This window comes from Acinetobacter sp. ANC 3813, from assembly GCF_002135435.1.
GTDB lineage: Bacteria > Pseudomonadota > Gammaproteobacteria > Pseudomonadales > Moraxellaceae > Acinetobacter.
Window position 1 is genome coordinate 32612 of record NZ_NEGK01000017.1, and the last position, 25142, is coordinate 57753.

Consider the following 25142-nt stretch of genomic DNA (forward strand, 5'->3'; position numbering starts at 1 on the left):
TATTACTGCTCACCATCATAGCATGGCAATTCGTGAATAAATTTTGTTAAATAGAGTGTTTTCTTTATTTACGTATAGGTTCGCTATGGTCAATCCAGATCAAAAAGAGATGTTCGATGTCCTGGAAAAGCAGCGTCAAAATCAGCTGCAAGTTGACCGCGTTTTAAAAATTGTCGCTCCTGTCACTGCATTTTTGCTGACAGTCATCTGCGCCAACATGAACATAGGGTCAACAGTCTGCACCTTCATCATGCTCTGGGTCGCCTTTTATGCAGTGTCCATTAAACATTGGCCGCTCTGGCATTGGGTGATTGCCATCGTCGTTTACTGCATCATTGACAATGTGCTGAGCCATGGCACGTTTAAACAAAGCCAATTCAGCCTGCAGTTTGGCGCCATGTTTATTTTCTTAGGAATTTTTGGCGTTGGCCGCCGTTACTTTGACCGCTGGCTGATGAAAAAATAATGGCTCATCAGTAAAATTCACCCATAAAAAAAGCGCCTTACGGCGCTTTTTTTATTTAGATTATGCTGTCTTGCGTAAATCTTTACGCAGGATTTTACCCACGTTCGATTTTGGCAGTTCATCCATAAACTCTACATAGCGCGGACGCTTGTAGCCTGTTAAATTTTCTTTCGCAAAGGCTAAAACTTCTTCTGTGGTTAAAGATGGATCTTTTTTCACCACGAATAGCTTAGGCACTTCACCTGATTTTTCATCCGGCACGCCAATGGCAGCCACTTCCAGCACTTTCGGATGCTTAGCAATCACTTCTTCAATTTCTGCAGGATAAACGTTAAAGCCTGATACTAGGATCATGTCTTTTTTACGGTCTACAATTTTCACATAACCGCGTGTGTCCATGACACCAATGTCGCCCGTACGGAAGAAGCCGTTTACCATCACTTTTTCAGTTTCATCTGGGCGGTTCCAATAGCCTTTCATCACTTGCGGGCCGCGAATCGAAATTTCACCCTGCTCGCCTAGAGCCACTTCGTTGCCGTCATCATCTAAAATAGCAACTTCTGTCAAAGGCAATGGAATGCCGATCGTGCCGCTGAATTCCATAGATGCCGGCGGATTTGCCGTTGCCACTGGAGATGTTTCAGACAGGCCGTAACCTTCGATGATGTTGGTGCCCGTCACTTTTTTCCAAGCTTCAGCTGTCGATGGAAGTACGGCCATACCGCCGCCCATCGCCATTTTCATTTTGCTGTGATCCAGCTGTTTAAATTCTTCGTTATTCACCAGTGCATTAAACAGTGTATTTACCGCAGGGAAGAATGTTGGCTGATATTTGCGCAGCTCTTTAATCACGGCTGGCAAATCGCGCGGGTTTGGAATTAATACGTTGGCTTGGCCTTTGTACATGCCGTACAGCGCGCATACCATGAATGCAAAAATGTGATACAGCGGCAATGCGCAGAAAATACGGTCGTCTGGCTGACCGTCCTGCTGACCAAATTTACTTTGGAAAATACCGTCACACTGCAGCATGTTGGCCACAAGGTTGCGGTGTGTTAATTCTGCACCCTTTGATACACCTGTTGTGCCGCCAGTATACTGAAGCACAGCGGTATCACTTAAGGTTAAATTAGGGCGCTTGTAGCTGCTGGTGCTGACTTTAGACATTGCCGCATTGAAGCGGATATGCCCTGGAATATTCCAAGCAGGAATTTGCTTGCGTACAGAGCGCAGTACAAAGTTGACTAAAGTGCCTTTTAATGCGCCCAGCATGTCGCCGACTGAAGCCACAACCACATGCTTCACTGGCGTTTTGCCTAAAATCGCCTGATAAACAGAGGCGAAGTTTTCAACAATCACCAGCACTTCTGCGCCGGAATCGTTTAATTGATGTTCTAATTCACGTGAGGTATACAGCGGATTAACGTTGACTAGAACCAAGCCTGCGCGGAACACCCCTAATGCCACGACAGGATATTGAAGCACGTTCGGCATCATGACAGCAACGCGTGAGCCTTTTGCTAGGCCCAAGCTTTGCAAATAGGATGCAAACTTCAGGCTCGCCTCATTCAATTCACTGAATGTCAGGGCTTTATCCATAAAAATAAAAGCATCACGTGAGCCATATTTCTGGAAATTACGCTCAATAATATCAACCAGCGAAGTGTTTTCTGGCGGCAATTCTACAGTTTCTGGAATACCCGTTTTTTGGTATTCTGCGAACCAAATTTTTTCCATAGCGCCCAATTCTCCTGTCTATAATCCTTAATAATCCAACTGTTTTTTCTCAATATTAAGCCGCTCATTATTTAACTTGTGTGAGCCTAATATTGCATCCATTTCACGAATACTGTGCATATATAACGTATTTCGCTCCACGGATGCTAGTATTATCTTTGAATGAACAGTTTATTTGCTTTTTGATACCCACGCGGCAATGCTGTGCCTTTTGAAGCCCGCTTGCCGATATATTTTTGCAGATCATCGCCTTTTAATTTCAATTGCTGCTGACCTGCAACCACTTGAATTATTTCATCTAAAGCAAAAGCTACCATAGATACCAGCTGTTCCTTAGTGTCCAGTTGTATCAATTTATTGCCTTTACCCTTATTCAGGCTTGGCAAATCCGCCAGTTCCACCACCAGCAAGCGCCCTGCCGAGCTGAGCAAAGCTAGATGGGTCGCCTGTTCAATCAGCTGCAAGTCCATCGGCTGCGCATCATCAGACAGTGTTAAGAAAGCTTTACCGGCTTTGGCGCTGGTATCCAGCTGCTTGGCTTGGGTTTTAAAGCCATAGCCTTTATTGCTGATTGCCAGCAGTTCCGCATCATCTTCCGCAATCAGCAGCTGCTTAAAGCCGACACCGCTGGCAGGCGATAATTTTGAACTCAGCGGCTCTCCCAATCCCCGCGCAGATGGCAGTGAATTAATCGCAAGCGCATAACTGCGCCCTGAATCATCCAGCACGTATACCCGCTGATTAGATTTGCCCTGCGCATGGCTGAGGTATTGATCGCCTGCACGGAAATTCAGGTTTTCAGCGTCCACCTCATGGCCTTTGGCAGAACGAATCCAGCCAGCTTCAGACAATACAACCGTGACCGGATCTGCCGGCAGCATGTCCTGCTCGTTAATCGCTTGCGCGCCTTCACGCTGGACAATTGGCGAACGGCGGTCATCACCAAATTTTTTGGCATCGTCTTTCAGTTCTTCAATAATCAAGCTTTTTAAAGATTCTGGATTTGCCAATTGCTCACGGATAATGGCCGCTCTCGCTTCCAGCTCTTCCTGTTCGCGGCGCATTTCCATTTCTTCAAGCTTGGCCAAGTGGCGCAATTTGAGTTCTAAAATGGCCTCAGCCTGCACTTCGTCAATATTGAAACGCATCATCAATACTGGCTTAGGCTGATCTTCTTCACGGATAATTTTAATGACTTCATCAATATTTAAATAGGCAATAATCAAACCGCCCAAGATATGCAGGCGCTTTTCAATTTTATTTAAATGATACTGCAGACGGCGCGTCACTGTATTTTTACGGATTTCAATCCATTCCAGCAAAATGCGGCGGATGGATTTCACCTGCGGACGGCCATCGGCGCCAATCATATTCATATTGACGCGATAGCTGGATTCCAAATCAGTCGTTGCAAACAAGTGGCTCATCACTGATTCAGCATCAATACGGTTAGAACGCAGCACAATCACTAAGCGGGTTGGGTTTTTATGATCAGATTCATCGCGCAAATCGCTGACCAGCGGCAATTTTTTAGCCTGCATTTGGTCTGCAATTTGGGTAATCACTTTCGAGCCTGAAACCTGATACGGCAATTCAGTAATCACAATTTCATTTTTTTCTATTTTATACACTGCACGGGTGCGGTAACTGCCGCGGCCCGTCATTTGCAGTTTCAGCAGCTCTTCTGGCGGGGTAATAATTTCCGCTCGGGTCGGCGCATCTGGACCGGGAATATATTCCGCAACTTTTTCATCGCTGAGATTCGGATTACGGATGAGGGCAATCGTGCCTTTCACCACTTCGCGCAGATTATGCGGCGGAATATCTGTGGCCATACCCACTGCAATACCCGTTGTGCCATTCAATAAAATATTGGGCACGCGCGCAGGCAAATTCACCGGCTCTTTCATTGAACCGTCAAAGTTATCCTGCCAGTCACAGGTGCCCTGCCCCAATTCTGACAGCAGCAAGTCACTATAGGGAGATAGTTTGGCTTCGGTATAACGCATAGCGGCGAAGGATTTAGGATCATCTGGAGAACCCCAGTTGCCTTGACCTTCAATAAAGGGATAACGGTAGCTGAATGGCTGCGCCATCAAAACCATGGCTTCATAACAGGCTGAGTCGCCGTGCGGATGGTATTTACCCAGCACATCACCTACGGTACGCGCCGATTTTTTCGGCTTGCCGGTAGGCTTGAGGCCCAATTCGCTCATCGCATACACAATACGGCGCTGCACCGGCTTTAAGCCGTCACTGATATGCGGCAATGCACGGTCCATGATCACGTACATGGCGTAGTTGAGATAGGCTTGTTCGGTAAATTCCGCTACGGAACGGTTTTCTGTCGCATGATGCGCAAGGCTTGTCATAACAACCTATAATCCTAATAAATTCGTTTTTGTATCTGGGTTCTTATGCTATGTCGCAGCTGTTCGAGACACAAGAGCGTGAACTGACACACAGCGACAAATCGTGTCTTATAAGATATCTAATGCCGTAAAATTATCCACTTTTTTGAAATTGAGCAACTGATTATTCTTAAATGCGCAATGCGGAACAATCCTGTTCCCTGCTATCACTGCGCGCACATTCCGAATTATGCGATGCTGTCCAATTTATTCGGCGCAGATACCTGAATGTTTTTTTATAGAAGGCCGCCAATACAGCGCACCCTGGAACAATTTAAATTAAAAAAAACGCGGCATGCTTTGGGCGCGCCGCGTAATTTATTTTGCGGAGCAATCCGCTGCACAGATTAGAGGCCCATGGATTCCAAGGTCTTGCCTTTGGTTTCCTCACCCAGCACCACGATCACGAAAGCCACAGCCAGCAGCACCACAGTAAACATGCTGAATACATAGCTGAAACCATTGTTCAAGACCATCATATGGGTTACAGCCAATGGCGCGACAATACCGCCAATCCGGCCAATGGCTGCAGCCCAGCCCGATCCGAACGCGCGGATATTGGCAGGATACTGTTCAGGCGTATAGGTATACAGTACGCCCCAAGCGCCTAAATTGAAGAAAGACATCAGGCAGCCGAAGACCATAATCATGGTCACTGTTTGCGCTTGACCAAAGCAATATGCAGAAATTGCGCAGCAGCCAATAAAGCCTGCCAATGTCGCTTTACGCCCAAGTTTTTCCACCAGCCATGCCGCGGCAATATAACCCGGCAATTGCGCCAGAATCATGACCAAAACATATTCAAACGATTGCACAATGGTGTAGCCCTGCTTCACCAGCAGGCTTGGCAGCCAAGTGAAAATACCATAGTAAGAATAGACAATCCCGAACCAAATCAGCCACAGCATCAGCGTGCGGCGTGCAAATACTCCAGACCATAACTGGCCAAATGAAGTGCTTTGCTTTTCAGCGACCGGTTTCACTTCAAAAATTTCAATCACCTGCACACCGCATTTGGCTTCAATTTTTTTCACCAATGCATGCGCTTCTTCCAGCCGTCCGCGGTTAATAAGATACGGAATAGACTCAGGCACCATTTTCCAAATCACAATTGCGTACAGTGCAGGTAAGCCGCCAATTAAGAACGCCATATGCCAGTCAAATTTTGGAATGACAAAATAAGAAATCAGCGCGGCACACAGCCAGCCCAAGCCCCAGAAGCTCTCTAAAAGCACAATAAAGCGCCCGCGCACATGCGCAGGAATATATTCACTGACCAAGGTCACCGCAACAGGCAGCTGCCCGCCCAAGCCTAAGCCCACCACAAAGCGGAACGCCAGCAGCCAAGTTAGATTTGGCGCAAACGCGCAGGCAGCCGTCGCCAAACTGTAAATCACCAAGGTCGACGCAAAAACCGTTTTACGTCCAATCCGGTCTGCCAATGCGCCTGAGCAGACTGCGCCGATGGCCATGCCCACAAAGCCAATAGAAACCACCCAGCCTTTTTCTGCAGGTGTCATCGCCCAGTCTTCAGCCATTTTTGCCAAAATAAAGGAGATTAGCCCCGTATCCATCGCGTCAAACATCCAGCCCAGCCCAATGACCCAAAGCAAGGTGTAGTGGAACTTGCCAATCGGCAAGCGCTGTATGCGTGAGACTAAGTCCATAATACGATCTCGGATGAGGTGAAAAGGGAGCATGCTGATTGCACAGCAATGATTTTATGATCTGCTCTTTCTGATGCAACAGGCAACACTAATTCACTGAAGCGGCAGATGGCGCCGCGGTTCAGTCAAATACAGTATTTAATAGGAACGCTGAAATTTAAGATGCATCTTTAGACGAAGCTGACTGATCATCATCATCTTTATAGATAAATTTCGGCATTTCCAAACCGAAATAAATGGCAATGCAACGAAGTGAAAAACCGAAGACCAATGTTGAAATCACCGTAATTTCCAGCGACAGGCCAAAATTGATACAGAACCAATAAAAAATTACGGCAACAAATGAAATCGATGCGTACAGTTCACGGCGGAATACCAGCGGCACATCATTACACAGAATATCACGCAGAATACCGCCAGAAACACCAGTAAGTACCCCAGCAACAGCACAGACCACAAAACCGTGCCCCATTTGCAGCGCAATTTGGCAGCCAATAATGGTAAAGCCGATCAGGCCTAAAGCATCAAGCAGCAAGAAGATTGAATGCAGATGCTTCATCCACTTGGCAATAATAATGGTGACAAAGGCAGCGCAGCAGGTCAGCACCAAATATTCAGGATGTTTAACCCAGGTTAATGGATAGTGCCCCAGCAAGACATCGCGCACTGAACCGCCGCCCAAGGCGGTGACGCAGGCAATTAAAACTACTCCAAACCAGTCCATGCTCCGCCGTCCAGCCGATAACGCGCCGGTCATGGCTTCTGCCGTAATTGCAATAATGTAAATAACGGTGAGTAACATTGCCCTTCATCCACTGAGGGTAAAAGATGCGCGCTATTTTAAGGCATCTTCAGAAAAAAACTACAGATATTGCGCACAGCATTGTTTAAATTTTTTGCCTGAGCCGCAAATACACGGCTGTTTCATTGTCATCTGCTGATCTGTAGTCGGATCGAGAAAAAACCATGCCTCATTGTGTTTCACAAAATGCGACACTTCATGATGCACTTGCGGCGTCTGTCCATCCTCACCGATGGCTTGATAATGCGCTTTAAATTCGACCTGCGCATGGGTTTTATCTAATTTTTCATTGGCCTGCACCACGTCCAGTTTCAGCCACAGATTGGAGTTGCTCCAAGCGGCAATAGCAGGTACATCCAAAGCCTGCTGCTGACCAACTGCCGTGGTCTGCACAATATACTCAATTTCATGTTTGGCAAATGCACTGTAGCGGGAACGCATCAGCTGGGCTGCGCTTTGGGCTTTGCTTTGGCCTGCATGCAAAGGCTGGCAGCAGCTTGCATAATTTCCCTGCCCGCATGGGCAACGCATATCCGTCATGGAATTCTCAAATAAAAAAACCTGCAATGCAGGCTATTTTAAAGCAAGATGGCGCTGGATTCAGCGCCTATCTGGATTCAATTCAATCTGTACGCGTATTATCCGCGATGGAGATGACATGCACTTTTTCAATTTTGTGGCCTTCCATCGTCACTACTTCAAAAATGTAGCCATCCGCTCTCAGCTTTTCGCCATTTTCCGGCAAACGCCCCAAGTGAAATAAGATATAGCCAGACAATGTTGAATACTGTTCAGATTCATCGACTAAATCACGGCTCAGTAATAATGAAACATGGCGGATATCGGTTGATCCATCCAGAATCAAAGAACCGTCTTCAAGGCTTTCTGCGGCGCTTTCCAGTTCATCTTCATCAGGGAATTCACCCGCAATCGCTTCCAGCACATCAATGGGCGTTGCAATCCCTTCAATCGAACCGTATTCATTCAATACCAATGCCATTTGCAGAGGAGCTTGGCGCAGCTGCTCCATCACCATCAGCACTTGCGCATTTTCATGCACAATTACGGGTTCACGCAAATGTTTCTCGAAATCCAACACGCCTGTTTCGATGTATTCATTCATCACTTTATGCGTCAACACCACGCCAGCAATATTATCCAGCTCACCGCGGGCAACGATCAGACGAGAATGAGTCATGCTCAGCAGCTGATGCTTAATCGCCGCTTCATCTTCATCCAAGTCAATCCATTCCAGCTCGGGACGCGGGGTCATGACCGACTTCACGGGACGTTCAGCGAGGCCTAAAACGCCCTGCACCATAACGCTGTGGTAAACCCCATTGTCCTGATCAAAGACATCATCGGCAAAGGCGCGGGTCGCCAGCACATCTTCATGTTCATCATTTTGTGATTCTGAACTGCTCTTGCCGCCCAGCATACGCATCACAGCCGAAGCTGTGCGGTAGCGCAAATCGGTAGTGGTGACCGTTTTTTCCTGATTGTGGCGCATGGTCTGATTCAGGAACTCAATCAGCACAGAGAAGCCGATTGCCGCGTACAAGTAGCCTTTCGGGATATGGAAGCCAAAGCCCTCAACCAGTAATGAAAAACCGATCATCATCAGGAAGCACAGGCAAAGAATGACCACAGTCGGATGACGGTTGACAAAGTTCATCAGCGGCTTCGATGCCCACAGCATAATGCCGACGGCAATAATCACCGCAATCATCATGACAGAAAGATGTTTCACCATGCCGACCGCGGTAATCACGCTGTCTAAAGAGAACACGGCATCCAGCACCACAATCTGAATAATCACCATCCAGAAGGTTGCATGCACCGGATTTTCTTCCTTGAGCATCGGCTTGTTTTCCAGACGCTCACGCAATTCCATAGTGCCTTTAAACAGCAGGAATACCCCGCCAAAGAGCAGAATTAAATCGCGCCCTGAAAATGCATGATCAAAGATATGGAATAGCGGATTGGTCAGGGTGACCACCCACGCAATGGACGCCAGCAGCACCAAACGCATGCAGAGCGCCAAGAGCAATCCGACAATTCGAGCCGTATTGCGCTGTTCCGGCGGCAATTTTTCCGCAAGAATGGCAATAAAGACAAGGTTATCAATACCCAAAACAATTTCTAAAACCACAAGGGTCAGCAAGCCTACCCATGCAGAAGGGTCAGACATCCACTCAAAGATCATCGTTTCATCTCCTGAGCAGCATGCAGGCGTGCATTGATTTTTGCTGAATTTGAATTGGGAAAGGCACGCATTTGCATACCAAAGTTATTAATTTCTAAGAAATGTTTTTGTGCGGAGCGACAACAACCACTGCCCATGACGATTCATTTGTTGAAAAACAAGGCTTCAGTATATCAAGCTGAGTTAGAATTTCATCTTTTTTTGAACATCCAGTTCTATTATTTGATTTAACAAATTATTACCTGAAACTGCAGCCAAAAGCGCCTAAGTGTCACAAATCTTGCTTACACTAAGCATCAAAGATAGAAAAAATGAAAAGGTAAAAACATACGCCATGAATAGTGAATTAAAAATATCCGCGCTAGAGAACAGCTCCAGCATCAAGACCACACAGCCTTTAATTGCCTTGTACTGCGGTTCGCGTTCAGGCAATAAACCGATTTATCAGGAAAAAGCCATTGCGCTTGCCCAAGGCCTCGCCCTGCGCGGTTTCGGCTTAGTTTACGGCGGCGCCAGCATTGGCCTGATGGGGCAAGTTGCCGATGCCGTTGTACAAAACGGCGGCGAAGCCGTGGGGGTAATCCCTGAGTTTATGCTGGATTATGAAATTGCGCATCACCATTTAACAGAACTGCATATTGTGCAAAGCATGCATGAACGTAAAGCCATGATGGCTGGGCGCGCCAGCGCATTTGTTGCATTGCCGGGCGGCTTAGGCACCTTTGAGGAAATTTTGGAAATTGCCACATGGGGACAGCTGAACCAGCACCAAAAACCCATGATGCTGTATAATGTCAATGGCTTTTATGATGCGCTGATTGCGCAGCTTGACCATGCCGTTCAGGAAGGCTTCCTGCCGCCGCAGCACCGCGCCAAGTTAATTATCTGCAAGCATGCGGATGAGATTTACTCAGCGATCGCCAATCTGAGCAGCCCGCAGCGTTTTGTGGTTTAAGCCCTCAGGCCAAAGATAAAATTCTTCAGCCCATAAAGAAGCGGACAATCTGTCCGCTTCTTTTTTAATTCAGCTTATTGGCCAAAATGCGTTATAAAATTATAGAACCACGGCAGCGTGGTCGCTAAAATAACTGACAGCGCCAAGCCAAACATCAGCTTCATGGCATCTTTGCTGACATTGCGTGACGTGCGGTGCTTATTCACTTCATTCAGAATCATCGACATGGCGAATTCTCGGCCGGCAAGCAGCCCCAGGAATACCCAAGTGGTACTCATTGGAATGTTGCTCCATTCCTTGAAAATCAGCAGGATAACGGCATATATAAAGTCAATGATGGTCGCTGCGCGAATATCTGAAACGCCAGTTTTGGTATCCACAATTTTCTGAATAGCGCCGCCGCGCTGATACAGAATGACCCCCAGCAGAACGACAAATACCACAATGGCAAACAGCAAAAATTCAAACGGCACTTGACGCGGCACATAGACAAAGATATTCGCCAAGTCCTGAATCAGCCATTGGCTCCACAGGAACGCGGTAGATACCCATTGCAGGCCAATCCAAATGTGTGAAGGCTCTTGATCACGAGTCTTGGCAAAATGGCGCGCCAGCTGCTGCATCACAAAACGGTAAATAATGATCGCAGCGATGAATGCCACCGCATAGCCCATCATCGATTTGATCATCATCGAACCTAAACTCGCAGGTGAGAAGATGGTCAAAACTAAGAAGGTGGTACTGACAGGAATACCGTATTTGGTCAAAAACAGCAGTAAAATCGGCGGCACAATATACAGCCAAGTAATTCCGCCTTCAGGAAAAGGAATGGTTTCTAAACGGCCATATGATGCATCTCCCACACCCGATGCATACCAGCCGTACATTAAGACCACCACTAAAATGGTGCTGATGTACAGCCAAAGCAGCCACCAAGGGCGGTGCGAATTAGATGAAATAAAGGTACCTAATGTCTGCGGCACATCATTTCCGACGATTGAGTAGGCCGCCAAGCAGAAGCCTATCACCATCAAGATTTCGATTGTCATAAAAAAAGCCTAAATCACTTTCGGGGCAAAGAAGATTTGCGCTCGCCCACCATAAATTCGTGACAATACTATGGCAAGATTATGACATTTTGGTGACATTCAATCTATTCTGCCGATAAAAACAGGTCTTATTGTAACCTGTTCCTATCAAGCTTCAGCGGCAGGCTATTTCACGATGATTTGATACACCGCTGTCGTACCGCTGACTTCATTGCCTACGGCCAATAGAGGCTTGCCATTCGGCGATTTGCTGGCGGCAATAAAAATCAGGCCTTCTGGGCCAAGGTCAGCTTTTTCAATCAGCACCTCTTTGCCGTCTTTATCCAGCACCTTCTGGCCGTTTTTATCCAACTGAGCGCTGTCCTGTTTAAAGCTGCGGTCATTCAGATATTGGATAAACTGCGCTTTTTTCGGGTTGCTGATGTCATACACCATAATGCCGCCCATACGCTCCAAACCGATAAATGCAAAAGTTTTCTGCCCAATTTGCCCAAGCGCTAAACCTTCTGGTTCTGGCCCTTTATTATCGCTGCGGTCATCAAACAGGCTGGCTTCATGATTGCTGTTGAAATGTGCTGGAAACAATTCCGCCACTTTATCTTCAAATGCGCGTCCAGAATCCCAGACCAGCTTGCCTTGGGTATCCCAAATTGCAAATGAACGCCCGCCCATGGCATACAGCTTGTCATAGGTCATGTAGCCTTTGTCATCCAGTTTTGGCGTACCATCTGCATTTTTTTGGTATCCCATATTCCAGACAATGTTTAAGCGGCCCAATTGATCATCATTGCGGCAGGCTTTGGCATCGCCAAGCACGGCGCCGCAGTAAGCAAAAATAGAAGGATTAAGCTGAGCGCCTTTAGCGATTTCACGCAGCTGCGGCGGCAGGTCATCGCCTTGACGGCGTGAAAAACCATCTTTATGCACCAAATGCTTTACGCGGAATTCTTCGACATAGCCCTTGCTGCTGTCCCCTGCGGCATTGGCATCATCTTTCAGCGTTTTACCCCAATACAGCGGATTGTCTTCACCCCAAGCGCGGGCATCGCCCTCATTGGCCGTCACCAAGTAGGTGCTGCCTTCAAACTGATAATTGGCGATAGCATCTGGCTGATAGAGGCCAGCCATACCCGGCCAAGCCTGAATATTGATTTTGCCGTCTGCATCGCTCAAATCCAATGCATTTTCCGGCAGGCCATGATCTTTTTCGCCCAAAGCAAAAATATGGCTTACTTTTTTGGCGCTCAAGTCAACTTCAGCAATGGCATTATTTTCCTGCAGCGTGACCCATGCTGTTTTGCTGTCTGCACTAATGGTCACATACTCAGGCTCCAAATCTTGCGCCACAGTTGCATTCGGCCCATAAATCCGCACACCGGACTGAATCAGCGCCGCTTTTTTCTCTGCAGCATTCCAATCAGAGAATCCCGCCAGAACTGCTTTCGGCGCCTGAATATTGGAGATATCAATAATTGCAACCGAGCCTTCCGGATCGATCTGATAATCATCGCTCGGCTCGCCTTCATTTGCCGCCACCACCAGTTTGCCATCAGGACTGAAAGTCAGCATGTCAGGCAATGCGCCCACATCAACCGAACTGATCAGTGAGAGATCACTGGCCTGATAAAACGCGACCTTGCCTAAATCTGTTTTATTGGCAGCCTGTACCGCAACCGCGACAACCCCCTGACGTACAGCCACACTGTTGACTTCAGAATTGGGCAGTAAAGCATGGGTAGAAATAGCGCCGATTTTTTTCGGATGCGCAGGGTCTGAGATATCTAAGACATCCAGCTCTCCAGCTTCTGCATTCACCACAAATAAGCGTTTGCTGGCGGCATCAAACGCTGGAATTTCTGCGGCACTGGCGCCAAATATGCCCGATTCATAGGCGCTCAAGCGCACCAGCTCAATACTTTGCAGTGTTTGTTCTGCAACGGCTGGCGGCTGTGCAGCCCCATCATCATTGCCGCTGTTGCATGCGCTCAACCCCAAACCCAGTATGGCTAGCGCCAAAGCAGAAACTTTTAAATTCATCATCTTAGTCATTATTCAAATAAATTTTGACCAATGTATAAAGCTGAAATTTCAAGCAGATGACCACTACGCTGCAATTCCGTTGCAGACGATGAACGCACAGATTGCAACAGCATCCCTGAATAATTTCAGCTAAACTGCTTGGAAATATCAGATTTTTCGATGCCATGAACGCCACGCCTTCACATCAAGCCTTACAGCCCGAATTCAGACTTTTGGTTCTGCTGGTGTCAATCGGCTTTTTTATGCAGGGCTTGGACACCACCATCGTCAATACAGCCATTCCATCGATGGCGGTGCATTTAAACGAAGACCCGCTGCATATGCACAGTGTGGTGGTGGCTTATGTCTTATCTGTGGCGTCCTGTATCCCGCTGAGCGGCTGGCTGGCCGACCGCTTTGGCGTGCGCAATACTTACTTTAGCGCAATTATTATTTTTACTTTGGCCTCGCTGGGCTGCGGTCAGGCAGACAGTTTAAATGAACTGCTGTTCTACCGCGTGCTGCAAGGTGTCGGCGGCGCACTACTGCTGCCTATTGGCCGTTTGGCCATGCTGAAAGTCATTCCGCGCACTCAGTTTTTATCGGCCATGAGCCTGATGAGCCTTGCAGGGCTGATCGGGCCGTTGATTGGTCCGACACTCGGCGGCTGGCTGGTTGAAGTGACCACTTGGCACTGGATTTTCCTGATTAATATTCCAATGGGGATTTTAGGCGGATTGATTACCTTTAAAGCCATGCCCAACGTCACAGAACCCAGCGTGCAGCGTTTTGATTTCTGGGGTTTCCTGCTGCTGGTGATTGCCATGGCAGGCCTGTCTCTCGGCATTGAAAATTTTGCCAGCACTTCACAATCCATGTATTGGAGCATCGGCTTAATTGCTGCCGGCTTAGCCGCGGCAATGCTGTACGCATTCCACGCGCATACCCATCAAAATGCCTTATTCCGCAGTAAATTGTTTAAAAACCGAATTTACGCCATAGGCATTGTCGGCAATTTTTTCGCCCGATTGGGTGGCAATGCGATGCCGTTTTTAATCCCCTTAATGCTGCAGGTGGCTTTTGGCTTTGAACCCTTTGTCACGGGTTTATTAATGATCCCTACCGTGCTGGGATCTTTGGCCTCTAAACCGATTATCCGCCAGATTATTCAGCGCTTTGGCTACCGCAAAGTGCTCTTGGTCAATACCCTGCTGGTCGGCGCCTGTATTGCCAGTTTTGCCCTCAGCTCGGCAGAGACTCCGATTTGGCTGCGCGCCCTGCACTTCTTCATTTTCGGCATGCTGAATTCACTGCAATTTGTCTCTATGAATACGCTGACCCTAAAAGATTTACCGCAGCAGGATGCCAGCAGCGGCAACAGCTTCCTGTCTATGATCATGATGGTGTCCATGAGTATTGGCGTGGCGCTGGCAGGTACGCTGGTCAATGTTTTCAGCGCCTATTTTGAAGCTGCGCATATCACCTCAGCTTTCCATGCAACGCTGATCTGTTTGGGCTGCATCAACATTATTACAGCCGCTATATTTTGGCAGATTCCTAAAAATACGGCGGTATAACATGAGCAATACAATAGGCTTGGTAGCGCATACAGCTTCGCGCTATCATGTTGCCGAACCTTTGGATTGCCTGAACTGCACATGAAAAAACGCAAGACTGCCGCACCATCACTGCTCAGTACATATCGCCGCCCAGCTTTAGGCGTTGTGGGTGTATTGGCGGCTGTCCTGCTGGCATATGCCCTGATCATGCCGCACCGTTTTGCTTCTGCAGAAGAATATCCAGTTAAAGGCTTTGATATTTCACATCATCAAGGCGATGTGCAATGGACCAAAATCTCACCGCAAAATTATCAATTTGTGTATTTAAAAGCCACTGAAGGCGGCGACTTTAAAGATACCAAGTTTCAGGACAATTGGCTCAAAGCCCGCGAACAGGGTTTTCATGTCGGCGCCTACCATTTTTACCGCCTCTGCCGTGACGGCAGTATTCAGGCGCAGAATTTCATTGAAACTGTGCCCAAACGCAGCGATGCCCTGCCGCCTGTGATTGATTTGGAATACGACAGCAAATGCATCAATACCTACAGCAAAGATCAGCTGCTGAAAGAAATCCAGCTGATGCATGACCAGCTGATGCGCCACTACGGCAAACAGCCGATTTTCTATATTTCCAAATCTTTTTATAACATTGTGCTGGCGGGAGAATTTAAAAATACCCCGCTTTGGGTGCGTGAATATCAAGGCAAGCCTGAACTCAAAGACAATCCAGCATGGCTGTTCTGGCAGCATACCAATCAAGGGCAAATTCAAGGCATTCCCAAAGCGGTAGATTTAAATGTCTTTAATGGCACGCAAAAGCAATGGAATGCCTTTTTGCTGAAAAATGGTCTGAAAACTCAGGATGTGGTTGCAAAAACGTCAGGAAAATAACAAGATGTTGAAACGCCCTGCACCACGGCGCAATAAATAACGCAAAAAAAGCAAAGAGATGTGCAGACCATGTCAAAAACAAAAAAATGGCTGGCAGGATTAGCGGCAACTGTCGGCATGTGCATTTTAGGCATATTCTATCTGCTTCACCCTTCGGGGCAGATTCAAGATTTTCAGCAATGGCAGTATCAGAAAAATGCCAGCGCCCATGCCAATTCACGTCTCAGTGTGAAATTTTTTGGGGTATCCACCTTGCTGTTTGATGATGGCCGCGACCAAATTATTATTGATGGTTTTTTTAGCCGCCCCTCACTGGTTCAAGTGGCTATACACAAAATTCAAAGCAATTCAGATTTAATACAGCAAGTCATTCAAGAGCAAAAACTGCAGCGCGCGCAAGCTTTATTGGTCACCCATTCGCATTATGACCATGCCTTAGACATCACAGAACTGGGCCAGCAATTGCCAGAACTCAAAATTCTTGGGTCCAACAGCACGCTCAATATTGCACGCGGCGGCCATGTGCCTGAACAGCAGTTAATTCAGATTCAGCCATGGAAAACCCTGCATTTTAACAGTTTCAGTATTACTCCGATTCCCTCGCAGCATACGCCGCCTACCGCTGTAAATAATGATCTGGGCGAAAAAATTACACATCCGCTTATGCAACCTGCACGCTTTTCGGACTTTAAAGAAGGCGGCAGTTTTGATTATCTGATCGAGCATGAAGACTACCGCATACTGGTGAAAGCCAGTACAGGCGCAGTTCCCAATCAATTTAAACATTTGCAGGTAGACAGCTTATTTTTAGGCATCGCCCAGCTGTCGCGGCAATCGCCTGAATTCCAGCAGCGCTATTTAGCGCAAACGCTGGCCACTCTTAAGCCGAAAAATGTCATCCCGATTCATTGGGACAATTTCTTTCAGCCCCTGCACCAGCCTTTGCAATTTCTGCCGCGCATCGCGGATGACACCGAGCAAAGCATGCGCACACTCATTCAAGCCGCTGAGCAGCAGCACACCCAAGTGATTTTACTCAGTCAACCTGTGTCGTACAGCCTGCACTAAGAACTACCCGCTTTTTATCGGCTATGCGATACTGAATCATCATTTTTTATTTTTCAGTGATGCAGCCTGCATGAGAAAAATCATTCATATTGATATGGATGCCTTTTATGCATCTGTAGAACTGCGTGAACGGCCTGAACTGCGCCATTTACCTGTGGTGGTTTCTTCTCATCATCCGCGCGCAGTCATTTGCGCAGCCTCCTATCCAGCCCGCGAATTTGGACTGCGCTCCGCCATGTCGATGAGTCAAGCCCGTAAGCTGTGCCCGCAAGTGGTGGTCATTGAACCCAATTTCGAAAAATACCGGACCGTTTCATCACAGATTCATGAAGTCTTTCAGCGCTACACCGCACTGATTGAACCGCTCTCCTTAGATGAAGCCTACTTGGATGTCACAGAAAATCTGCTGCAGATCTCCAGCGCGACTGAAGTCGCGATGCGTATCCGCGAAGAAATTTTTCAAGCCACTGGTCTGACGGCCTCCGCAGGGGTCGCGCCGAATAAGTTTTTAGCCAAAGTCGCTTCAGACTGGAACAAGCCCAATGGCATCTGCATCATTAAACCCTCAAAAGTCAGCGCCTTTATTCATGACCTGCCCTTAAAAAAAATTCCTGGGGTCGGCAAAGTTACTCAAGAACGGCTCAAAGCCATGCAGCTGGAAACGCTGGGAGATCTGCAAGAGATTGATGAAGCGGTATTGACCCATCATTTTGGCAAATACGGCAAACAGCTGTATCTTTATGCGCAAGGGATCGATGAGCGCCCTGTTCAGGCAGAACGTGAACGCCAGCAAATTTCTAAAGAAACCACCTTTGATGATGATTTAACCTTAGCGCAGTGCCAGCGCTATTGGCCGCAGTTAATTGATCAAGTCTGGCGCAGCTTAGAACGCAAACAACTGAATGCACGCGGTGTTTCGGCCAAATTAAAGCTGAAAAATTTTCAGGTGCTGCAGCACAGTAAAAGCTTTAAAAGTCCGCTCAGCAGCCAAGCTGATTTAGAACAGGTCTTAATTCAGCTGCTGGCAGAAATGCATATCCCTGATAATTTTGAATTTCGCTTAATTGGCGTGGGTGTTTATCAGCTGGCTGCACAGCAGGAAGAAGCTCAGCTGACTTTGCTCTGACGGCAATTCACTGCACAAGTTTTGTTCGAAAGAATAAAAATAAAACAAATTGCACTTCACATTCAATAAATTTGAGTTAAGCTAATCGCGCGTTGCATTTATCCATGTATGCGCCGAGATGCTGAAAATCACCTTTACTTTCAGCATAGTGTCCTGTAGTTGGCGTGACGATCCAATCCGAATATTACAGGGCAACTCTGCTGTCAATCATGGAAAGCCCTTCCTGCATGCACTCTAATTCTCTATCTACACCTTCAAATTCACAACAAGAACAGCGTGCCCGCAAAGCCGCGCTCAGCAGTTTTATTGGCGCAGTCGTTGACTGGTATGATTTCCTGCTTTACGGCATTGTCGCCGCACTCATATTTAAAGACCAGTTTTTCCCGAGTATTGGCGCCAACATGGGCACCTTAGCTGCCTTGGCGACGTTTGGCGTTGGCTTCTTATTCCGACCGCTGGGCGGTATAGTCTTCGGCCATTTTGGCGATAAGCTCGGCCGTAAAAAAATGCTGGTCATTACTGTCGTGATGATGGGCCTGTCCACTGTCGGCATCGGCTTGCTGCCTAACTTTGCAGCGATTGGCTGGTGGGCGCCAGTACTCTTAGTCACTTTCCGCGCCCTGCAAGGCTTTGCTGTCGGTGGTGAATGGGGCGGCGCCGCTCTCATGGCGGTTGAAAATGCCCCGAAAGGCAAAAAAGCGTTCTACAGCAGCGGCGTACAGATTGGCTATGGTGTAGGCTTGGTCCTTGCGACTGGCGCAGTCAGTCTAATTATCGCCACCTTAGGCGAAGCAGCCTTTTCCGACTGGGCTTGGCGCCTGCCCTTTATTGCCAGTATCCTTTTAATTGCGATTGCCATGTGGATTCGGCGTGATCAAGATGAATCACAGGAATTCTTAGACCAGGCTGCTAAGGCAGAAGACGGAAAGCAAAAATTGCCGATTGTGCAGGCCATCCGCCAGCATCCTAAAGCCTTCTTTTATATTATTGCACTGCGCATGGCAGAGCTGCTCACCATGTACTTGGTGACCAATTTCGCGCTGAATTACTCAACCCAAAACTTGGGAATGGATAAGCAGTTCTTTTTAAATATCACCCTCATGGTCAGCGCTGTCAGCTGTTTCAGTATTCCGCTCTTTGCTTGGCTTGCAGACCGCTTTGACCATCGTAAAATGTGCGTGATAGGCGGTTTAATTGGCGCTTTATCTGCTTTCCCATTTTTTATAGCGCTGGACGCGCAAAACACATGGATGATTATCATCTGTGCAATTTTATTGGCCAATGTTGCGCATGATATGGTAGTCAGTGTGCACCAGCCTATTTTTACCGAATTATTCGGCACAGAATACCGCTATAGCGGTGCAGGCGTCGGCTATCAAGTCGCCAGCATTATCGGCGGCGGCTTTACCCCTTTTATTGCAGCATCATTAGTGATTTGGGGCAATGGTTCATGGCATTATGTGGCTGTCTATTTAGCTCTCGGCTGTTTGCTGACTGCACTGATTGCAGTCATCATGCCGAAAACACAGGAATAAGCGCATGACTGTACAGCGGCTGCATGTAGCCCAACGTTTTTCTGAAATTGCAATTTCAGGCAATTTAGTTCATCTCGCTGGTCAGCTGGCGAGTGATTTTGATTTAGATATCAAAGGACAAACACAGCAAACCTTTGACATTATTGACCAATTTTTGGCAGATGTGGGAACAGATAAGAGCCACATCATGTCTGTCACCATCTATTTAAAAGATATCGAAAAAGATTATGCTGCTTTCAACGAAGTTTGGGATGCTTGGGTCAGTGATATTCAGGCCTTGCCGCGCACCTGCGTAGAAGCCAAACTGTATGATCCGCGTGTCTTGGTCGAGCTGACTGTGGTTGCAGTCAAGCCTGAGTAAACAGCTCCTAAAATCAAAAAAGCATGCGTTAATCGCATGCTTTTTTTTAGCTCAATATTTTCAGCTTTTTGCGCTCTAAATCTGAATATAAATGATATTTTTTCAGATCGCTGACGGGCGTCAGAGGTTTCCATTTTGTGTATCCATGGATGAAATCTTCACGCAGCTGAGCATACTCAGGCACATCATCGTAGCGGATGACTCTATAGCCTGCCATTTGCAGTAAAGCATCCTGATACTGTAAAGGCTGTATGCGTTTCAGCACCATCGGATCATCTAAAGCGATAATTGCTTGAATCTGCTGGTTTTCATCCAGCACAACAAAGTCTGCAACCATATTCCGGTACTTATTCCGCGTACGGTAATATTTGGTTGTGAGTAAAGCATCAAAAGACACATGCGCCAAAATCGTATGTTTGGGCAGAATTTCTTTTAGACGCGTATAGGTCAGCTGCTCATTAATATTGAAAATAGCGCGCTGTTTCAAGGCGCTATCTTGCTGCTTGGCATTATAGTCTAAACTCTTCCAAGCCATTATGAGCATGCAGCCGAGTATAATACTCGCGATCACAATATACATTGCCATCTCTCATAATCCTTTACATTTCTTATAATCATTTTGAGCTGCAGTTTTTCTTATTTCACATCAGTCTGCAGACGGTCTTATTGTTAAAATTGCGATTTAAATTTTTCACCTGGCATAATGATTATCCACCCATACAGATCAATAAATGTACGATTTGTGTATAACCCTGCTCCCTTGGCGAAAAAACATAGTCCATTATTCGCTAATCGACCTACTCTATGCCATTTTCTAAAATTCCCGCAAGAGCATTAAGACAATTGTCTAACAATTCCGACAAGCTGTTGCTTTCATTCTTAAATCTATAAGATTGAATACAAAAAATAAATACTTCATATTTTGGAGCAAAAAAAGAGCGCCGAAGCGCTCTTTGATTAATTTAAGCCTTGGACTTCTGCTTCGGCTTATTTTTGCTTTTCGTCCCGCTAAAGGTTTTTTTATCCCCGGTTTCACGCGGCGGCAAGCCTGTATGCTGGGTCAAAATCTGGCCTTTTTGCGGTCGGTTTGAGCTATTGGCATTGCGTGATTGCGAACGTGCAGTATTCTCACCTGTACGCTTTTGCGAATCACCGGCAAGCGTTGAATTCTTTTTACGCGCAGACTGATACTGCCCTTCCGCTCCAGCAGGCTGGTAAGTCGGGATCAAATGCTGCTTCGAGTTGCCAATCAAATCCTGACGGCCCATTTCTTTTAAGGCTTCGCGCAGCATTGGCCAGTTATTCGGATCATGATAGCGAAGGAAAGCTTTATGCAAGCGGCGGCGTTTCTCACCTTTCACAATATCGACTTGTTCGGTATAGCGCGCCACTTTGGCTAATGGGTTTTTGCCCGTATAGTACATCGTAGTTGCCGTCGCCATTGGTGAAGGATAGAAGGTCTGTACCTGATCGGCACGGAAACCATTCTTTTTCAGCCAAATCGCCAAATTCATCATATCGTAATCGGTTGTACCCGGATGCGCCGCAATGAAATAAGGAATCAGATACTGTTCTTTACCGGCTTCTTTACTGAAGCGATCAAACATCTGTTTGAAACGGTCATAGGTTCCAATACCCGGCTTCATCATTTTATTGAGTGGGCCTTTCTCGGTATGTTCAGGTGCAATCTTTAAATAACCGCCAACGTGATGCGTTACAAGCTCTTTCACATACTCAGGGTTTAATACTGCCAAATCATAGCGCAGGCCTGAACCAATCAGAATCTTCTTAATGCCTTTAAGTGCACGCGCTTTGCGGTACAGCTGAGTCAGTGGCGCATGGTCAGTATGCAGGTTTTGACAGACCCCAGGGAATACGCATGACGGCTTACGGCAGTTCTTCTCAATTTCAGGATCTTTACATGCCAAACGGTACATGTTCGCTGTTGGACCGCCCAAATCGGAAATAATGCCCGTAAAGCCCGGCGCAGTATCGCGGATCTTTTCAACTTCACGCAGAATAGATTCTTCTGAGCGGTTTTGAATAATACGGCCTTCATGTTCTGTGATTGAACAGAAAGTACAGCCGCCAAAACAGCCGCGCATGATATTCACAGAGAATTTAATCATGTCAAACGCAGGGAAACGCGCTTCACCGTATGACGGATGCGGCAGGCGCGCATACGGCAAGTCAAATACATAATCCATTTCTTCAGTGGTCAGCGGAATCGGCGGCGCATTCAGCCACACATCACGCTCCCCATGCTTTTGCACCAAAGCGCGCGCATTGCCTGGATTGGTTTCCAAATGCAAAATACGGTTGGCGTGTGCATACAGTACAGGATCGTTTGAAACTTCTTCAAAGGCAGGTAAACGGATGACAGCCAATTCACGCGGCGGCAATTTATGTTTAATCGCTTTTGATGACGGCTGAAGCTGCACAATTTGTGTATCTGCATCTAAGCTGTCGCCTTCACGCACAATTGGATTGGCAACCGCTTCTTTCTGGAAGTTCTGATATTGTGTTAAAGAATTGCCTTTTTCTTTTTCAATTTCGCAGCCATCTAAATCTTCAGTCATCACATAAGGATTGATGATCGGATCAACACGGCCTATTGCATCGACATCATTCGATGCAATTTCAACAAATTTCGCTTTCGATGCACGGTTATTTTTATTGACGATAAACGCAGTACCGCGCACGTCAGTAATTTCATGAATTTTTTCGCCCTTGGCCAGACGGTGCATAACTTCAATAATGGATCGTTCGCCATTGCCGTACATCAATAAATCAGCTTTTGAATCCATCAGCACAGAACGGCGGACTTTATCTGACCAATAATCATAATGCGCAATGCGGCGCAATGAAGCTTCAATCCCGCCCAGCAATACTGGCACATCTGGAAAGGCTTCACGGCAGCGCTGACAGTAAACCGTTGCTGCGCGGTCTGGGCGCTTATTCGGTACATTATCTGGAGAATAAGCATCATCTGAGCGGATTTTACGGTCTGCCGTATAGCGGTTAATCATGGAATCCATGTTGCCCGCTGTCACTCCCCATGCAATATTCGGTTTGCCTAAAACTTTAAAGGCTTCTGCAGAAGTCCAGTCTGGCTGTGCAATAATCCCGACGCGAAAACCTTGAGCTTCCAATACACGGCCAATAATGCCCGATACAAATGATGGATGGTCAATATAGGCATCACCGCAGACCAAAATAAAGTCACAGCTATCCCAGCCAAGTGAATCCATTTCTTCGCGTGACATCGGCAAAAATGGCGCAGGATCAAAACATGACGCCCAATATTTGTCGTAATCAAACAGCGCTTTAGGCGCGGTCTGCATAGTATAAGCAGTAGACATGGCTAGCAATTCTCGGCTGGCAGATGGAAGACCTGAAGAACAGATCAAAGATGAAAGCCGACTATTTTACCATGAATTCTAGCCATCATGCTTGATTATAATTTATACAAAATCCAAGGATTGATAATCAACTCAATATAATTCAGAAATAAAAAAAAGCACCCTTGCGAGTGCTGAAAACCTAAGCCCATTGTCATCCAAATTACTGCACTGTATTCCGCGCAGTATATTGGTTTAAATGAGCCTTGGTGGCTAGAACCTGTTCATATTTGGTTTGTATTTCAGGCAAATATTTTTCGATATTAGCAATGCGTTTTGCATACAGCGCGTCACTCATTAAAGGTTTCACATCAAAGGCTTTTCGGCGGTTACTCTCATTTTGAAATTTATCCCAAAAATCGACGGCTGCTTTCGGGTTATAGCCCGCACGCGACATTATATCTAAGCCAACCACATCTGCTTCCACTTCTAAATTCCAGCCTTGCGGAATCATGGCAGTCTGTCCTGCCATACTGGCAGCTACAGAAGCAATTGCCCCCGCCCCACCAGTTGCTGCCAGCATGGCTGCATTACTGGCCAGCAGCATTGATGCTTTTTCGCGGTTATGATCCCGCAGTGAATGCGCCATTTCATGAGCGATCACGAAAGCCAATTCATCTTCATTTAATTTCAGGCCCCAATATAGACCCGTATTCACAATAATCTTGCCGCCAGGCAAACTATGCGCGTTTAATTCTCCGTTTAAATTGCCTTGAATGCTCCAATTCCATTGATTTGAACCCGTACGGAAGATGTTTGCTTCTGTACAAAGCTGATCAAGCACACGGTTCAATTTCGCATCAATCACTAAAACCTGCTTGTTTTTAGCCTCAGACGTGAAGCGCTTAAATGAGCGCTCTGATTGCGCCGTCCATGCCTTCGTTGGAATGAGCATAAATTGCTTACGCTCAGCGCCAGCGGTTCCTAAATTTGTTGTACTTATACAGCCTGAAAAAAATAAACAGCTTAAGGCCATTGCAGAAAATAGAACATTTTTCATAGAACACCTGGGCCATTTAGATAATCAACATTTTATTATTAAAAATAAATTAATAATAAAAATCAAAGCCATTTATCGGAAGATACAAAGCGATTAATAATTTTAAACATATTATTAATATTCAATAGCTTATAATTTTTATTTAAAATAAAAACAAAGCGCATAATTAATATTTTCAGCATATATTTTCAAATAAAAAACCAATAATATGCACTAATTCAAAGTATTTTATATTTTAATAATTTAATAACATTAAATGCATGTTTTTATGAAATATGTCTCATTTAGTATGCAGTAATGAAGATTTATTCTGAATTTATTAATACTTTAGTCTTGAATGAAAGATTTGCCAAAATAAGTACGCGTAGAGTGAGATTTTTATGATTTACAAAAAATTGTGTTAATACGCCTATCACTTCAGTTCTTTATTGACTAAAAAATACCTGCGTACACTTAAATAGAAAAAATAAATGCGTTGGCTAGACAGCCTCGAATTGTATTGGAACTATTCACGAAGCCCCAAAGATAGCATCAAAAGACAGCAATATCCCCTGAAGCCTTTCCACTAATTTCCTTAACTTCTGATATTTCACCCGCGCATAAAAAAACACCCCCTGAGTAGTCAGGGGGTGTTTAGAATAATGAGCTGGCGATGACTTACTCTCACATGGGTAACCCCACACTACCATCAGCGCTAAGAGGTTTCACTTCTGAGTTCGGGAAGGGATCAGGTGGTTCACTCTTGCTATTGTCGCCAGCACAACTGTTATGGACTTGTTCGGGTCTTATTTACATCATTTGATGTATGCCTTACTTCGTACCAAATAGAATACATTAACAGGTATATTTGAGTTGCATATTTTGTTCTTCAGCGTTAACTAAATCAAGC

General features: G+C 46.3%; 19 protein-coding genes and 1 rRNA gene. 8 read left to right on the forward strand and 12 right to left on the reverse strand.

What is annotated here, in order from left to right; all coding sequences use genetic code 11:
- Window positions 1-85: 85 nt before the first annotated feature.
- Window positions 86-466, forward strand: coding sequence for a hypothetical protein (locus B9T34_RS18020; RefSeq protein WP_086214509.1), 381 nt, complete (start codon window positions 86-88; stop codon window positions 464-466).
- A 60-nt stretch (window positions 467-526) separates the two neighbouring features.
- On the opposite strand, the gene B9T34_RS18025 is transcribed toward B9T34_RS18020, so the two are convergent.
- From B9T34_RS18025 to B9T34_RS18050, 6 genes are all read right to left on the reverse strand, one after another.
- Window positions 527-2203, reverse strand: a complete 1677-nt coding sequence (locus B9T34_RS18025; protein WP_086214510.1) for an AMP-binding protein — start codon at window positions 2201-2203, stop codon at window positions 527-529.
- A 152-nt stretch (window positions 2204-2355) separates the two neighbouring features.
- On the reverse strand, window positions 2356-4575 hold the full coding sequence (parC, locus tag B9T34_RS18030; protein ID WP_086214511.1) for a DNA topoisomerase IV subunit A: 2220 nt from the start codon (window positions 4573-4575) through the stop codon (window positions 2356-2358).
- A 386-nt stretch (window positions 4576-4961) separates the two neighbouring features.
- Window positions 4962-6281, reverse strand: coding sequence for an MFS transporter (locus tag B9T34_RS18035; protein WP_086214512.1), 1320 nt, complete (start codon window positions 6279-6281; stop codon window positions 4962-4964).
- Between the two features lie 157 nt (window positions 6282-6438).
- The gene (locus B9T34_RS18040; RefSeq protein ID WP_086214513.1) at window positions 6439-7083 is read right to left on the reverse strand and encodes a trimeric intracellular cation channel family protein; all 645 of its coding nucleotides are present in this window, start codon (window positions 7081-7083) and stop codon (window positions 6439-6441) included.
- Window positions 7084-7143: 60 nt separating this feature from the next.
- Window positions 7144-7623, reverse strand: coding sequence for a YchJ family protein (locus B9T34_RS18045; RefSeq protein WP_086214514.1), 480 nt, complete (start codon window positions 7621-7623; stop codon window positions 7144-7146).
- 82 nt (window positions 7624-7705) lie between these two features.
- On the reverse strand, window positions 7706-9289 hold the full coding sequence (locus tag B9T34_RS18050; RefSeq protein WP_086214515.1) for a TerC family protein: 1584 nt from the start codon (window positions 9287-9289) through the stop codon (window positions 7706-7708).
- A 334-nt stretch (window positions 9290-9623) separates the two neighbouring features.
- Here B9T34_RS18050 and B9T34_RS18055 point away from each other — a divergent pair, with 334 nt between their 5' ends.
- A complete protein-coding gene (locus B9T34_RS18055; protein WP_086214516.1) occupies window positions 9624-10244 on the forward strand; it encodes a TIGR00730 family Rossman fold protein in 621 nt (206 codons plus the stop codon).
- A 74-nt stretch (window positions 10245-10318) separates the two neighbouring features.
- Here the strand turns inward: B9T34_RS18055 and B9T34_RS18060 are convergent, their stop codons facing one another.
- Together B9T34_RS18060 and B9T34_RS18065 are read right to left on the reverse strand one after the other, a co-directional pair.
- Window positions 10319-11293, reverse strand: a complete 975-nt coding sequence (locus tag B9T34_RS18060) for a hypothetical protein (RefSeq protein ID WP_086214517.1) — start codon at window positions 11291-11293, stop codon at window positions 10319-10321.
- A 165-nt stretch (window positions 11294-11458) separates the two neighbouring features.
- Window positions 11459-13330, reverse strand: coding sequence for a choice-of-anchor I family protein (locus B9T34_RS18065; RefSeq protein WP_086214518.1), 1872 nt, complete (start codon window positions 13328-13330; stop codon window positions 11459-11461).
- A gap of 167 nt (window positions 13331-13497) precedes the next feature.
- On the opposite strand from B9T34_RS18065, the gene mdtD reads away from it, so the two are divergent.
- From mdtD to B9T34_RS18095, 6 genes are all read left to right on the forward strand, one after another.
- Window positions 13498-14889, forward strand: a complete 1392-nt coding sequence (gene mdtD, locus B9T34_RS18070) for a multidrug transporter subunit MdtD (RefSeq protein WP_086214519.1) — start codon at window positions 13498-13500, stop codon at window positions 14887-14889.
- A gap of 81 nt (window positions 14890-14970) precedes the next feature.
- Complete coding sequence (locus tag B9T34_RS18075; protein WP_086214520.1) at window positions 14971-15762, forward strand: GH25 family lysozyme; 792 nt, start codon at window positions 14971-14973, stop codon at window positions 15760-15762.
- A 69-nt stretch (window positions 15763-15831) separates the two neighbouring features.
- The gene (locus tag B9T34_RS18080; protein WP_086214521.1) at window positions 15832-16830 is read left to right on the forward strand and encodes an MBL fold metallo-hydrolase; all 999 of its coding nucleotides are present in this window, start codon (window positions 15832-15834) and stop codon (window positions 16828-16830) included.
- A gap of 70 nt (window positions 16831-16900) precedes the next feature.
- Window positions 16901-17956, forward strand: a complete 1056-nt coding sequence (gene dinB / locus B9T34_RS18085) for a DNA polymerase IV (protein ID WP_086214522.1) — start codon at window positions 16901-16903, stop codon at window positions 17954-17956.
- A gap of 227 nt (window positions 17957-18183) precedes the next feature.
- Window positions 18184-19491, forward strand: coding sequence for a shikimate transporter (shiA, locus tag B9T34_RS18090; RefSeq protein WP_086214529.1), 1308 nt, complete (start codon window positions 18184-18186; stop codon window positions 19489-19491).
- 4 nt (window positions 19492-19495) lie between these two features.
- Window positions 19496-19852, forward strand: coding sequence for a RidA family protein (locus B9T34_RS18095; protein WP_086214523.1), 357 nt, complete (start codon window positions 19496-19498; stop codon window positions 19850-19852).
- 46 nt (window positions 19853-19898) lie between these two features.
- On the opposite strand, the gene B9T34_RS18100 is transcribed toward B9T34_RS18095, so the two are convergent.
- The 4 genes from B9T34_RS18100 to rrf form a co-directional block, all read right to left on the reverse strand.
- Entirely contained in the window at window positions 19899-20438 is a 540-nt protein-coding gene (locus B9T34_RS18100) for a DUF2726 domain-containing protein (RefSeq protein WP_086214524.1), read from the reverse strand.
- 376 nt (window positions 20439-20814) lie between these two features.
- The gene (locus tag B9T34_RS18105) at window positions 20815-23214 is read right to left on the reverse strand and encodes a YgiQ family radical SAM protein (protein ID WP_086214525.1); all 2400 of its coding nucleotides are present in this window, start codon (window positions 23212-23214) and stop codon (window positions 20815-20817) included.
- Between the two features lie 202 nt (window positions 23215-23416).
- Window positions 23417-24253, reverse strand: a complete 837-nt coding sequence (locus B9T34_RS18110; protein ID WP_086214526.1) for a M48 family metallopeptidase — start codon at window positions 24251-24253, stop codon at window positions 23417-23419.
- 644 nt (window positions 24254-24897) lie between these two features.
- Window positions 24898-25012 (reverse strand): 5S ribosomal RNA (rrf, locus tag B9T34_RS18115).
- Window positions 25013-25142 lie beyond the last annotated feature (130 nt).